The sequence below is a fragment of the Hymenobacter lutimineralis genome (genome assembly GCF_008271285.1).
Lineage (GTDB): Bacteria > Bacteroidota > Bacteroidia > Cytophagales > Hymenobacteraceae > Hymenobacter > Hymenobacter lutimineralis.
Map to the genome: position 1 here is coordinate 101,748 of NZ_VTHL01000012.1, position 14,363 is coordinate 116,110.

At 61.1% G+C, this 14,363-nt stretch carries 9 protein-coding genes; 6 read left to right on the forward strand and 3 right to left on the reverse strand.

Annotation, left to right across the window (positions count from 1 at the left end; all coding sequences use genetic code 11):
- The first annotated feature begins 10 nt into the window (after positions 1-10).
- The 5 genes from FY528_RS12500 (at position 11) to FY528_RS12520 (ending at position 5,749) form a co-directional block, all read left to right on the forward strand.
- On the forward strand, positions 11-346 hold the full coding sequence (locus FY528_RS12500) for a cytochrome C oxidase subunit IV family protein (protein WP_149071354.1): 336 nt from the start codon (positions 11-13) through the stop codon (positions 344-346).
- Positions 347-350: 4 nt separating this feature from the next.
- Positions 351-1,028: an SCO family protein gene (locus tag FY528_RS12505; protein WP_149071355.1), complete on the forward strand. Its 678-nt coding sequence runs from the start codon at positions 351-353 to the stop codon at positions 1,026-1,028.
- Positions 1,000-1,557 carry a DUF420 domain-containing protein gene (locus FY528_RS12510; protein WP_149071356.1) on the forward strand — a complete coding sequence of 186 codons (558 nt, stop codon included), beginning with the start codon at positions 1,000-1,002 and terminating at the stop codon, positions 1,555-1,557. Before FY528_RS12505 ends, FY528_RS12510 begins: the two co-directional genes overlap by 29 nt.
- A gap of 52 nt (positions 1,558-1,609) precedes the next feature.
- Positions 1,610-1,867 (forward strand): CAMCR motif-containing small membrane protein, encoded by a 258-nt coding sequence (locus tag FY528_RS12515; RefSeq protein ID WP_149071357.1) that lies wholly within the window; start codon positions 1,610-1,612, stop codon positions 1,865-1,867.
- Positions 1,868-2,032: 165 nt separating this feature from the next.
- Complete coding sequence (locus tag FY528_RS12520) at positions 2,033-5,749, forward strand: sensor histidine kinase (protein WP_149071358.1); 3,717 nt, start codon at positions 2,033-2,035, stop codon at positions 5,747-5,749.
- 14 nt (positions 5,750-5,763) lie between these two features.
- Here FY528_RS12520 and FY528_RS12525 read toward each other — a convergent pair whose 3' ends face one another.
- Together FY528_RS12525 and FY528_RS12530 are read right to left on the reverse strand one after the other, a co-directional pair.
- Positions 5,764-7,695: a WG repeat-containing protein gene (locus tag FY528_RS12525; RefSeq protein ID WP_187632108.1), complete on the reverse strand. Its 1,932-nt coding sequence runs from the start codon at positions 7,693-7,695 to the stop codon at positions 5,764-5,766.
- Complete coding sequence (locus FY528_RS12530) at positions 7,688-8,119, reverse strand: DUF6799 domain-containing protein (RefSeq protein WP_149071360.1); 432 nt, start codon at positions 8,117-8,119, stop codon at positions 7,688-7,690. Before FY528_RS12530 ends, FY528_RS12525 begins: the two co-directional genes overlap by 8 nt.
- Before the next feature lie 167 nt (positions 8,120-8,286).
- Here FY528_RS12530 and FY528_RS12535 point away from each other — a divergent pair, with 167 nt between their 5' ends.
- Entirely contained in the window at positions 8,287-11,970 is a 3,684-nt protein-coding gene (locus FY528_RS12535; protein ID WP_149071361.1) for a DUF8818 domain-containing protein, read from the forward strand.
- A gap of 166 nt (positions 11,971-12,136) precedes the next feature.
- Here FY528_RS12535 and FY528_RS12540 read toward each other — a convergent pair whose 3' ends face one another.
- Positions 12,137-14,338, reverse strand: a complete 2,202-nt coding sequence (locus tag FY528_RS12540; RefSeq protein ID WP_149071362.1) for a peptidase domain-containing ABC transporter — start codon at positions 14,336-14,338, stop codon at positions 12,137-12,139.
- Positions 14,339-14,363: the final 25 nt, after the last annotated feature.

Genomic DNA, 14,363 nt, shown 5'->3' on the forward strand with positions numbered 1-14,363 from the left:
ATTCAACAAGATGGCTAATCACGTAGGCCTCGACTCGCATAATCCTGCCGAAATTGCTAAGCCTAATACCGGCTGGATCTGGAAAACGTTTTTCGTGCTCGTAGGCATTACGGCGCTGGAATTCGTGTTCGTATTTCTGATGGACCCCGGCACGCTCCGCAACGCTATTTTCATTATCCTCACCATTTTCAAAGCCTTCTTCATCGTGGCGGAGTTCATGCACCTGAAGCATGAGACCAAGGGCCTGATCTGGACGATCCTGATTCCGATGTCCCTGCTGGTGTGGCTGCTGGTGGCCCTGATTACGGAAGGCTCGTACATCAACGAGGCCGTTTTCAACCGCTAACCGCATGCGGCCCAAACAAACGCTCCTGTTGGGCCTGATGCTGCTTGTGCCGGTGCTGGCGTTTCTCTTCCTGAAAACGTTTGGAACCAACCGTTACGCGCTGCCAACTTACCTGCCCGACCGCGTCGACTCGACGCAGGTAGGGGGGAAGTGGCAGCGCGATACTGTTTTCCACCGCATCGTGTGGCCTGCGGTACAGTCGCAGTCAGGCCGGCCCGTGAGTAGCCAGGACTTCGCCAAGGGCCTTTACGTGGTCAACTTCTTTTACACTACCTGCGCCGGTGCCTGCCCGCAGGTGAGCAGCCTGCTGCAGCGGGTGCAGGAGAAGTTCCGGCACGAGCCCCGGGTGCGGCTAACCTCGGTTACGCTGGACCCGGCCCACGATACCCCGGCTATTCTGGAAAAATATGCCGAGCAGTATGGCGCCATCAGCGGAAAATGGCTGTTCCTGACGGGTGACAAAACCGCGGTTTATCGGTTACTAACAGATGAGTTTCGCTTACCGGCGCCGCAAGGGGTTGCTCCGGGGCTCCAGCACAGCCAGCAGCTGTTTCTGGTAGACCGGGCAGGCCAGGTGCGGGGCCGCTACGATGGCAGCAGCCCCAAGGAGATTGAGCGGCTCATCACCGAAATTGGCGTAATGCTTTACTCGTATGACCTCACCGACGAACCCCGCCGTTAACCCCGGCAGCTTTACCAAGTACAAAATACTGATGGGTGCTTTGGCTGCCATCATTCCCTTGGCCGTAGCCGTACTGTATTTCTTCCCTGGTATTTTTCGGATTCCGGGTCTTGAAGTGAAGATGCTGCCCAAGGTAAACGCCTGGCTGAACTCGCTCACCGCGGTCTGCCTCGTGGTGGGCTACTACTTCATCCGGCGCAAGGATGTCGCCCGCCACCGGCTGATGATGGGCCTGGCTTTTCTGCTGGGTTCCTTGTTCCTGGTTTCCTACGTGGCCTATCACTCCCAGGTAGCTTCTACTAAGTTTGGCGGGGAAGGCCTGATTCGCGGGGTGTACTACTTTGTGCTGCTTACGCACATTGTGCTGGCCGCCGTTACAGTGGGCCTAGTACTGTTCACGCTGTACTACGCCCTCACCGAGCAGTTTGCCAAGCACCGGCGCATTGCCCGCTGGACGTTTCCCGTGTGGTTGTACGTCTCGGTAACGGGGGTGCTTGTGTACCTGATGATTTCACCGTACTACACCTAGCAGAAAAGCCGTTTTAGCGAAACTTTACTCCGCAGGGAGTGTTAGAAAAGAGATGAAAAAGGTACTAGTTTTCGTTTTTTGGCTGGTAGTGCTGACGAGCCTTGGGAGTGTGGCTCCTCGTTCGGTACAGGCCCAGTGCACCATGTGCAAAACCCAGGTGGAAGCCTCCCGCACGGACAAGGAGGGCTATGATACCTCTGGCCTGAACAAAGGCATTCTGTACCTGATGACCATTCCGTACCTGCTAATTGGCACGGTAGGCTTCTGGTGGTACCGCAACAACAAAAAGAAGAAGCTGGCCCAGCGCTAAGCCTTGCGGCCGCAGGCGTATGGTTGCGTAGCCAGCATAGTTAGATACTAGCCACCGGCCTGCCCGGTAGGAAATGCCGCCAATTGGCGGCATTTTTGATGCTAGCCCATTTCTATTAGCCTACTGGCTCGTCCGGGCCGGGGCTCCATTCGTATTCTCTAGCCCTTGCTGCCCAAACGTACTTTTCCCTGGTTGCTGCTTTTGCTGGCTGCAGGTTGCTTTGCGGCGGCCTACATCAGCAACCACTACGGGCTGGCCACGTCGGTACTGCTGCGGGCGGAGGCCCGGCAGCTGCAAAACTTGGTGCGCACGGCCGAGCATACCGCCGAGCAGGAGGGAGCTAAGCTGGCCGCCGACCTGCAGCGAGACCCGCCTAGCTTTAGTCGGTTGCTACAGGGCGCGACTTATCCGACCTTCGTTTTTGAAAAGCTGGAGCTGCGCTACTGGTCCGACCACATGATGCGGCCGGAGGTAGAAAATGCGCTGCAGCCGTTCCAGGAGAAGGTAGTAGAGATGAAGTTTGGCCGCTATCTAGCCCTGCGCCAGCCGGCCGGCCCCTACGTGCTACTAACTTACGTGCCCCTGGAGAAATACTATGGCATCAGCAACCGCTACCTGCGGGAGGGCGCTACGCAGGCCCTGTTCAGGGGCCTTAGCCTGCGCATCGTAACCAACGATCCAAGCGGGCTTCTGCCGCGGATATACTCGGCCAAGGGGACGTATTTGTTTTCTCTGGAGAGTCTGCACGCCAACCCCGTAACCGGCAAATTCCTGCCTGCGGGCCTGCTTCTGCTGGGTATTGTCCTGTACCTGCTGGGGTGGCTTTTGCTGGCTCAGCGCTGGTTTACACAGCAAAGACGCTTGCGCGGGGCTGCGGCGGTGGTATTGCCCCTGGTGGCTTTGCGGGCGGCGCTGCTGTACTGGGGGCTGCCTTTCTCCTTTATTGAGTTGCCCTTGTTCGACCCGCGCGTATACGCCGCCTCGGCCATTTCCCCTTCGCTAGGCGACTTATTGCTGAACGCCTTGGTGATGGTGGTCGTGGCGGTGTATGGCCTGCGGCTGTTTCGGCGGTACGGGGTGCTGCGGCGCATAGGGCGCCTGCACCGGGATGCCGCCCGCGTGGCCGTGGGCACTGGGGCCGTACTGGCGTTTTATGCATTGCTTATCACGCTATACCAGTTTTACGCCAGCACCTTCACCAACTCCCAACTCAACCTCGATATCACGCAGAGCATTCAGGTATCTACCTTCAAACTGCTGCTGCTGCTGGCTATTGTGCTGCATACCGGCGGGTACCTGCTGGCGTTGTATCTGCTGACGCAGTGCTTTGTGGCTATTGTCCGGCCCGCTACCAAGGGGGTAGCCGTGCTGCTGCTGGCGGGCAGTGCCTTGGTATTTACGCCGGTGGGGCTGCTGCTGAGTATGCCCTACATTACACTGCTGGGCCTCACCCTTATTTTCTTTTTGATTCTGCGCCTCACGGGCTTGCGGCCCCTGGCGGCGGTGGTGCCCTACCAGTTATACCTGCTGGTGTTCCTGATGGTAGGGCTAAGTGCAGCCATTGGGTCCCTGGCGCTGTACATGCACTTCGACCGGCAGCTGATTCAGAACAAGCAGAAGCTGGCCAGCAACCTCTTGGTTGACAACGACCTGCAGGGGGAATTTCTGCTCACGGAGCGGACGCGCCAAATGGCGGCTGACCCATTTATCCAAGCGCGCATTACGGGACCCTTCGGCAACCAGGACGTAGTACGGCAGAAGATTGAGAAGTACTACTTGCGCGACTACTTCGATAAGTACGAAACCAACGTCTTATTTTTTGATGTGGCCGGGCAACGGCCGGGTGCGACCAACGGGGTGGAAACCTTAGCCGCCGCCCGAAGCCGCCTGCTGCGCAATGCCGTGCAGACCGACCAGTCAAACCTCTACTTGGTACACGATGGCGCTACGTTCAGCTCCCGCCGCTACGTAACATTTGTGCCCGTGCAGGCTGCGTCGGGCGGGGTGGCTACCATTGTGCTGGAGCTGGCCCTGAAAAAGCTCACCACCTATAGTCTGGTGCCGGAGCTGCTCGTCGATGAAAAGTTCTTCCAGCCTGGGCTTGGTCCCGAGTTGAGCTATGCCGGCTTTGAGCATGACCGCCCCGTGTATAGCGAGGGAGATTTTGACTACGTCAACAACCTACGGCACCAAGCCCTCCACGACCCCCGCTTGTACACGACCGGCCTGGTAGTGGCGGGGCGGCACCACCTGGGCGTACGCGGCCCGCAGGAGCGGGTAGTGGTAGTAACCACGCCCAAGTACTCCTTTGGCAGCTGGCTGTCCAACTTCTCGTTTCTGTTCCTGCTGCACACCTTCTTCTGGCTCTTGTGTGTGGTGGGCTACATGGTGGTGCGGGGCAAATACCCCCGCATGCTGCGCACCAACTTCAGCACCAAGATTCAATTGTTCCTGAACCTGGGCATTCTGATTCCGCTGCTGGTGGTAAGCGTGGCTACGGCCAGCCAGGTAACGGCCTCTTACAAGCGCGACCTGCTGCGCACCTATGAGCGCCGTGGCAAAGCCGTGCAGGATAATCTGCTGAAGAACCGGGCCCTGCTGGCCGACTCCGTGAACCGCACGCAATTGGCCGAGACGGCTACCACGGTAGCTAGTCTCACCGAAACCGACCTCAACCTGTACGACAGCCAAGGCCAGCTGCTGGTAAGTAGTCAGCCCCTCATCTTCGAGAGCGGCCTGCTGAGTCCGCTCATGAATCCGCAGGCCATGAAGGCGCTGGCCGAGCGCAGCCAACCCCGAATTCTGCTCTCAGAACGCGCCGGGACGCTTTCGTTTAATGCCTTATACCTGCCGTTGCGGGTAGCCACGGCCACGCCCGGAGCCGGAGCAGTATTGGGCTACGTGGGAATTCCCTTTTTCGACTCCGAGAAAGAGCTGGATACCAAGCTGATTGAGCTGGTGGATACCATCCTGAACATCTTCACCGTGATGTTCATCCTATTCCTGATTCTGACGTTTATTGCCTCGCGTTACCTCACCGCCCCGCTCAAGCTGCTTACGGAAAAGCTCAAGCACACCACGCTCACGGGGCAAAATGAAATGCTCACCTACGAGTCGTCGGATGAGATTGGGCTGCTCGTGCGCGAGTACAACACCATGCTGCGCAAGCTGGAAGAAAGCAAGCAGGAGCTGGCGGCCCAGGAAAAAGAAGCAGCTTGGCGCGAAATGGCCCGACAGGTGGCCCACGAAATCAAAAACCCGCTCACGCCCATGAAGCTTAGTCTGCAGTTTCTGCAGCGGGCCATTCAGGACGGCCGGGCCGACCTCTCAGAGCTGATTGGCCGCGTATCGCAGACGCTCATCACGCAGATTGATGTGCTGACTGACATTGCCACCTCGTTCAGCAACTTCACTAATCTGCCCGCCATGCGCCCCGAGCGGCTGGATGTGGCCGCCGTGCTGCGCCGTTGCGTGGGGCTGCACCAGGGCAATGGCCAGGTGCGCCTACAACTGCCCCCCGAAGCCGAGGAGCATGGCTACATCGTGTATGCCGATGAAAGCCTGCTGGTGCGCACGTTCAACAACCTGCTCATCAATGCCCTGCAGGCCGTGCCGGAGGGCCGCCGGCCCGAAATTGAGGCGCGCATTGCGCTGGTTGGCGCCAGCAAGGTGCGCATTGCTATTGAAGACAACGGGGCCGGTATTCCGGAAGAGGTGCAGGAAAAAATCTTCGTGCCCAACTTCACCACCAAGGAAAAAGGCTCCGGCATTGGGCTGGCAGTGGCCCGGCGGGGCATCGAAAGCGCTGGGGGCAGCATCTGGTTTGAAACCGGGGCCGGCATCGGCACCACATTCTACATCGAGCTGCCGCTGGCCGGCTGATGGGGGCGGGGGCATTACTTTACCTCATCCCCATCAGTATCGATAAAAAAGGTGCGGCCCTGTTGCGTAACGCGGGCGCGGCCGTCGGTAAAGTCAGTGGCGGCGGTGTAGCGCCCAAAGGGCCCGGTGCCGGTGGTGGGGTCCCGCAGGTAGTCGGGGGTGATGAAAGTGTAGCCGTCAGCCAAGCGCACGCGGGCCAGCCCTTGCTGGAAGGAATACGCCTCGCGGAAGATAACGGGTGGCTTGGCAGGGTCTTCCTCCGCGGGCCCCTCAATGTAGTACCAGCCCCGGTGGTCGAGCACGGCGGCGTAGCCTTCCGCGAAGTCCAGGGCATTAAAGAAGTACGCGTTGAATTCCTGCCCGTTCCGATCCAGAAACGTGTAGGCGTCGCCTATCCGTACGCGGGCGTACTCGCCGGCGTAGGGGTTGAGGGCATCGTAAGCCGGCTTTACTACTTCTTCGCCGTTCTCATTCACCAGCCCGAAGGCCTTATCGGCTTCTACCACGGCAAAGCCTTCCCGAAACTCCGTTGCTGAAGCGTAGCGGGCGGGCACCAGGGGCTCGGCGGCCCCAGTTGTGAAGCCCCATTTGCCGTTTTCCTGAAATGGTTGGGGAGGCGAAGCGGAAAAGGCCTGGTGCAGGCCCCAGCCACCCAGGCCCACCAACGCCAGCGCCCCAGCCGCCACGGCCAGGCGCGGCAGCCGGCGTTGCCACTGCCGCAGCCGCTCGAAACCCGCCCGGGCCGGGGCCAGCGCCCCCGCTAGGGTTGGCTTAGCCGATGTGCCCGGCCCGGCCGGATAGGTCGGGTGAGCAGCCGGCTTGGGGGCCGCCGGGCCGGTGGTGACTGGTGCCGCCGGAGTAGCTGTGGGCAAAGTCGCAGCTGGCTGGGTGTTCAGTTGCTGGATAAGCTGCCCCAACTGGGCAATCTTGGCATCCAGCTCGGCGTTGCGCGCCGCCGACTCGGCCCGGGACGCGGCCATGGCTTCTTCTATCAGGGCTTTTTCGCGGCTCTCAGCGGCCAACCGGGCCTGTATGGCGGCCGCCTCGGCGGGCGCTGCCGGGGCCTGGGTGAGCTGGGCCCGCAACTCGGCTATATGCTGCTCCCGCTCGGCCTCCCGGGCCTGCAGGGCGCGCATCTGCTCGTTCAGGTCGGCTTGGAGCTGGTGGCGTACGTGTTCCAGTTCCTCCTTTTCAGCGCTGCGGGCAGCTACGGCCTGGGCGTCGTAGCCGTAGGGCGCATCGTCGGGCACATCGTGGGCACCCAGCCACTGCCAGAGGCGGCGCAATGGGCTGGCAGGCTCGGCTGCAACGGGCGCAGGGTGGCCGGAAACTTCGCTGTTTCCGCCGGTCGCGTCGTCATCGGCTAGGTCGCGGGCCCACTGGGTGAGGTCGGCCTCGGTCAGGTCGATATCAGGGCGGGCCAGCTGGCGGAGGCGGCGGGGCAGCTGGCTGGCTTCGGGCAGCAACTGAAAGCCGCTGGTGCCGGGGGTAGAAGCCAGCTGCGTCTCCACCTCCGGCCCGAACGTTATCGGACCCTCAAACACGACCACTCCCGAAATAAACTGCAGGTTGGCTTGCTCCGCGCTCAGCTGGGGCGCCAGCCAGGCGGCCAGGGCCTCTTTCTGGCGCTGGAACTGCTCGAATGGGTTGTCGGCCTCCCAGGTGGTGGGCAGGGGCGTGTTATCGAGCTTCCAAGTGCCGTAAGACAGGGCAGGGATGCTGAGCTGACCACCGTGCGGCACCAGCAGCAGCAGCGTAATGCTGTGCGGGCGCACTACCACCGCGTCCAGGGCCGGGCCACCGGCTTCCAGGGCCAGGTTACCCAGCAGCAGGGTAACGGGGCCAGTATCGTCGGTACGCAGGGCGTGGCGCACGGCCGCATAGTGACGCTGCCGGCTGGCCTCGGCAAAAGGGGCCGCCAGAAATTCGTGTAGGGTGTTAGTCATGATTACGGCGGCCTTTGTGCTTTTTGCCCTTCTTATGCTTGCCCCAGGCATAGCCCAGTCCCCGGGGGCTGTTGCTTCGTAACCGGGCGAGTACCGTTGGCAGAGGCTGGGGCTGGGTGCGCGCCGGCGGTGCCGCCAAGGCCAGGCCCCGGCTGGTGGGCACCACGGCCACGGCCCGGCCGCGCAGGTCGCAGCCCTGGCCCTCGCGCAGCTCAGTACGCAGGCCGTTAGCCGCTACCACAAACCCATCTTTGGTGACCACGTGGCCGGTAGGCAAGTGGGCATCGTGCGTCATGGGGCGGCGTTGGCCATTGCGCACCAGGTACATCTGGCCGTGGAGGCGCTGGAAACCGTCGTTGCTCTGGGCCGGCGCCGGGGTAGTGAGCAGCAGCGCCAGTGCGCCGGCTAGTAGAATACTTCGCATACAAGCAGCAAAAACGGGCAAGATAGGGTATCGGGCAGTACGAAGCCGGCCGGCCGGGGTTGGCAGCAACCACCGCGCCAACTCTGATCAGGAAAATTATCCGGCACGAATCGGGGCCGCTTTTACGTTGTACCGCCAGTACCGCTACCGCGCCCTATTTTTACCGGATGACCCGCCGTATTTCGCCTTTCTTCCTGCGCCTGTGTTTGCTGCTGGCGTGCGGATGGATGGCTGTTGCGGCGGCGTGGGCCCAGCAGCGACCAACAGAGGCGGGCCCGGCTTCGTCCCGCCGCTGCCGGTGGGTGCGGCTGGCCGCCACGCGCGATACTACCTTCTTCGAGCTCCGCGACACGCTCACGGTGGTACCGTCGTCGGTGGGGGCGGAAAACGGCCGCGCGGTGGCCTACGACCCGCGCACCAACCGCTACCGCTACGTGCGGGCAGCTACGCGCCTGCCCGCCTTCGAGCCCGGCCAGCCGGATATCCAATTGCCGGGGGGGAGCGAAGATTCCATCCTGGTTTGCTACCGCGTGCTGCCGCTGCGGCTGGCCGGGCCGGTTTTCCGGCGTCCGCTTAGTTTAATGGACAGCGTGAACTTTCCGCGCAAGCCCTTCGGCTACGAAGACTTTGCGGTGAAAGAGCAAATTCTGGCTACCCCCGGCATCAACAAAACGGGCAACCTCGCGCGCGGAATTTCCTTCGGCAACGCCCAGAACGTGTTCGTCAACTCGGCCCTGAACCTGCAACTTGAAGGCCAACTCACCGACCAAATTCAGCTCACGGCGGCCATCAGCGACCAAAGCGTGCCGTTTCAGCCGGAGGGCAACACCCAGCAGCTCCAGGAGTTTGACCGAATCTTCGTGACCCTGACGCACCCCCGCTGGAACCTGACGGCCGGCGACGTGGTGCTTCGCAACAAGCCCGACTACTTTCTGCGCTTCTACAAGAATATCCAGGGCGCCGCCATCGAAGCCAATTTTGGGCGCCCATCCGCGCGGGCAGGAGTGGGCCTCACCAACTCGGGCAACAGCACCATTCCGGCCCAGGCCGCGCCAGCTACCAGTGCCACGGCCACCACGGTGCTGGGGAAAGGGCGCTTTGCTACCACCACCGTAGCGGCGGGGGTAGCCAAGGGCAAGTTTGCCTCCATCGAAATCACGCCCATCGAGAACGTGCAGGGGCCTTACCGCCTGCGCGGGCCCAATGGGGAGCAGTTCATCATCGTGCTGGCCAACTCGGAACGGGTGTACCTGGACGGGCGCCTGATGACGCGGGGCTTTGACAACGACTACATCATCGACTACAACCAAGCCGAAGTCACGTTCTCGCCCCAGCACCTGATTACCCGCAATACCCGCATCCGTATCGACTTCGAGTATTCCGACTTCAACTACGCCCGCTCCCTCACCCACGTAAGCCACTACCAGCAGACCGGCCGCCTGAGTGTGCATGCCAACTACTACCGCGAGGCCGACAACCCCGACAACTCGCCCAACCTGGAGCTGACGCCGGCCCAGCGCGAGCTGCTGCGCAACACCGGCGACAACGTCAGCCAGGCAACCACGCCCGGTGCCGACTCAGCCGTCTACGACCGGCGGCAGGTGCAGTACAACCGCAACGTCATCATCGACGCCAATGGCCAGCCGGTGCCGGTGTTTACCTACCCGCCCGATTCCACGCGCGGCGTCTACACAGTGCGCTTCACCAACATCGGCCCTAATCAAGGTGACTATATCCTGAGCCCCACGGCCGTGAATGCCAACGGGCGCGTGTTTCAATACGTGGCCCCGGTAAACGGCATTCCCCAGGGCAGCTACCAGCCCATCCGGCTTCTGCCCACGCCCCTGCAGAAGCAGATGCTGGCGGGCAGCGCCAGCTACCGGCTTGATTCGACCAGCACGGTATTCGTGGATGTGGCTACCTCCCAATTGGATTTGAATCGGTTTTCGCCCCAGAGCGACCAGGGCAGGGCGTTTCGGGTGGGCTACGCGGTGGTAGATAAACCCCTGCGGCTGCCCGTTCTGCAAGGCTACAAGCTGCGCAGCACCCTCGACTACGAGTACACCAGCCGCCTGTTTGCCCCCATCGACCGGTACCGGGATATTGAGTTCGACCGCAACTGGAGCACGACCAGTACCGTGCTGGGCAACGGCACGCGGCGCACTCCGCGCGAGGACAACATCTTCAACTTTTCCCTGGGCGCCCTGAAGGATGCCAACAACCTGCTGAGCTACCGGGTAAGCCGCCGTTTCCGGGCCGGGGAGGTAAGCGGCGTGCAGCACTGGCTGGAAGGGGCCCGGCAGCTTGGGCAGGTAGAAGTACGCGGGACCCTGTTTCTTTTGAACTCGGAGGCCGGCCGGCGCCGCTCTACCTGGGCCCGGGGCGAAGCCACCGCCCGCTACACGCAGGGGCGCATTATCCCGGGCTACGCCTACCGGTTCGATAAGAACCGGGTAGCCCTGCCTTCGGGCGACTCCATTTCCTCGGCTAACTACTACGACGAGCACAACGTGTTTCTGCAAAGCCGCGACTCGTCCCAAACCAAATTCCGGCTCGACTACAGCTACCGGCGCGACCAAACGCCCAACCGCGAATTAACCAGCCTGCAAACCCGGGGGCGCGCCCAAACCTGGCGGGGGACTTTCAGCAGCCGACTGGGCAAAAGTCAGGACCTCACGGTGCTGGCTACCTACCGCGACCTGGCGGCCCGCGACAGCGCCCGCCAACAAACCGTGCTGGGCAAGATAGACTGGAATGCGGCCCTGCTGCAGAATACCCTGCGCTCGGAGCTGAGCTACAGCGTGGCTTCGGGCCGGGAGCTGAAGCGGGATTATTCCTTTCTGCCCGTACCCAACGGCCAGGGCACGCACTACTACGGCGGCGACGCCGAGCCCAAAAACGGCCGCGAAGACAAAGAAGAGTTCTTTGAGGCCCAGACTCCCGATGCGCAATTCCGCACCCACATCAAGGTGTTCCTGCCCACCGATGACTACATTCTGGCTTTTTCCAACCGCTTCAGCTACCGCCTCACGGCCAGTGCCCCGGCCCGTTGGCGGGAGCAGGCAGGCTGGCGCAGCGTAGCCGCCCGCTTTTCCACCCTCACCACCGTCAGCCTCGACCGGCGCACTACTGATAAGAGCCTCAGTTCCCGCCTCAACCCCTTCGCCTTCCAAACTGAGGACTTATTTCTGCTGAGTTTGAACAAGCTCCTGCGCAACACGCTTTACTTCAACCGGTCCAATCCTATTTTCGGGGGCGAGGTTACCGTCCAGCAAACCCAGCAAAAGGTGCTCCTCACCCAGGGTACCGATATCCGCAACCTGGCCAGCCAAAGCGTGCTGGTTCGGCGCACCTTGGCCCAGTCGTTCACGGGGCGCTTCACGGTCACGCGCACCATCCGCGAAAACGAATCAACCTACCTCTCGCCCCGTAACTTTCGGCTTTTGCTGTACGAAGCTGCGCCCGAAATCAGCTACCAGCCCAGCAACACGCTGCGCTTCACGGGTGTTTATCTGCACACCAGCAAGCAGAATACCCTCGCCGGCCCCGATGAGGGTGCCCGCGGCGTATTCGACGAGCTGGGGGTGGAAACCCGCGTCAGCCAGGTAGGGAAACGCACCGTAACGGCGGCTACGCGGCTGGTGCGCGTTGGCTTCGATGGGGATTTGTCATCCGTGGTGGGGCTGGAAATCCTGAATGCCCTGCGCCCCGGCAACAACCTCACCTGGAACGTAAACGCGGAGCAACGCCTCAGCAATGGCCTGAACCTTACGCTCAGCTACGATGGCCGCAAGCCCAATGGCCTCAGTCCCGTGCACACGGGCCGCATGCAGGTAGCCGTGCTGTTTTAGGCAAGCTGGGGCGCCTGCACAGGGTAGTGCAGAAAAAAACACCGGCTATGCGCTAGCAGGGTAACTAGGAGCATAGCCGGTGCACGGGGGAGCCCATGCCTGGCTGGTTGTACCAGGAGCTCGGAGTTGGTATCTGCAGCAACCTGTCCGGAAGGCTCCAGCCCAATTAGTTGAGACTTGGGGAAGAAGAAACTGAGGGAGCCACCGCGTACAGGCTGGGCGGCAGGAGCTGATGCCACATCCGGTGGTAGTGGCCCTCAGCCAGCATCAACTCAGCGTGGGTGCCTTCTTCCACCAGTTTACCGGCGGCCAATACCACAATCTTATCCGCACCCATCACGGTGCTGAGCCGGTGAGCGATGATAATTACGGTTTTGCCCGCCGCCCGCAGATGCTGAATAGTCTGCTGCACGTAATGCTCAGAGTTGCCATCCAGGGCCGAAGTAGCTTCATCCAGAATTAGGATTTCCGGGTCGCGGTAGAGGGCGCGGGCAATAGCCAGACGTTGCTTCTGCCCGCCCGAGAGGCCGGTGCCGTGCTCCCCGAGCTGAGTGCCAAAGCCGGCCGGCAGCTTCTCAATAAACTCCAGCATACCCAGCTGCTGGCAAATCCGGATGAGGCGGCCCATATCGGGGGAGTAGTCGCCCACGGCTATGTTTTCGATGATATTGCCCGTGAACAGATCCACCTGCTGGGGCACCACGCTCACCACCCGGCGCAGGCTGTCGGGGTGTACGTGCTGCAGGTTCAGGTCGCCGATGCCGATGCTACCGCTCTTGAGTGGGTAGATGCCTTGCAGCAGCGCCAGCAGCGTGGTTTTGCCCGAGCCGCTTTCGCCTACGATGCCCGTGATGGTACCCTTGCGAATGCTCAGCGACAGGTTTTCAAACACCGTTGTGCGGGTCCCGTAGCTAAAAGCCACGTTGGAAAACCGGATATCTCCCACCAGTTCTTTGGTCAGCGCCGTCTTGTGTTCCAGTGACTCGCGCTCTAAGTCAATTACTTCAAACAGGCGGTCGGCCGCAATCAGGGCATCCTGCACCGTTTTGTTGGCGCCAATCAGGCTGGTAGCCGGGCCCGTGAAGTAGCCAATTAACGCGTAAAAGGACAGCAGCTCTCCGGGCGTAAGTTGGTTGCCAAGTACAAAATACGCGCCCACCCACAGCAGAATGACCTTAAAAACCTGCGACACGAACTCCGAGGCGGCTCCTCCAAGTATGCTCTGCCGGCCGGAGGTGTAAACCAGGCGAAGGAGCTGCACAAAGCGTGTTTCGGTGCGCACGCTGGCAAACTCCTCCATGCCGAAGCCTTTGATCGTGCTCATCGCCCCCAACGACTCCACCATTTGCGACTGCAGTTCCGCGCCGCTTTCCATCAGCTGGCGCTGGTAGCGGCGGTTCAGGCGGTTCATGATCAGATAAATCACCGCATAGAGTGGAATAATCGTCATGATGATGAGGGCCAGCTTCCAGTAATAAGTGAACATGAGGGCAAAAGAGAAGGCCACGATGAACAGGTTTACCAGCACATTGATAGCGGCATCGTTGACAAAGGCCCGGATCTTCACCGCGTCGTTTACCCGCGAAATAATTTCCCCCACGCGCATGGTGTCGAAGAACGTCTGGGGCAGGCGCAGCAGGTGATTATAGTAGCCCATAATCAGGCCGGCATCCAGCTGCTGCCCCGTTTTCAGGACGAAGAAGCTCTTAACCGTGCCTACCACCAATTGCAGCAGCAGGATGGCCACCATGGCCACGCTCATCACGTTTAGCAGGTTGTGGTTGCCTTCTACCAGCACATTGTCCACTATTTTCTGTACATAGATGGACATGCTAAGCCCCAGGATGGTGTAGAGAGCGGCGCCCACCAGGGCTTGCAGCATCACGCTCCGGTGCGGCTGAATGAGCTGCCAGAACCGCTTTAGGGAGGACGTTTTTTCGTTGGCGGCCCTGAAGGACGTGTCGGGCAGCAGTAGCATAAGTACGCCGCTCCAGTCCTTGGTGAACTCCTCCAGGGTATGCTTGTGCATCCGCCCGTCGGCCGGGTCCATCACCGTCACGTGGGTGCGGCTCACCGCGTAGATGACCACATAGTGGTGCAGCTTCTCCTTCACCACCACGTGGGCAATGGCCGGCTTCGGGATTTTCTCCAGGCTGTCGGGCCCGCCCTTTACGCCTTTGGCCTGGAAGCCGATTTTTTCGGCCGCGTTGATCATGCCCAGCACGTTGGTGCCTTTTTGATCAGTGGAGGCATACTGGCGGATGCGGGCCACTGGCAGCAGCAAGTGATAGTGCGCCGCTACGGAAGCCAGGCAAGCGGCCCCGCAATCGGTGATGTCGCGCTGCCGGATGAGGGTCGACTTTTTCATGAATACGGCGGAAAGATCAGGCTGA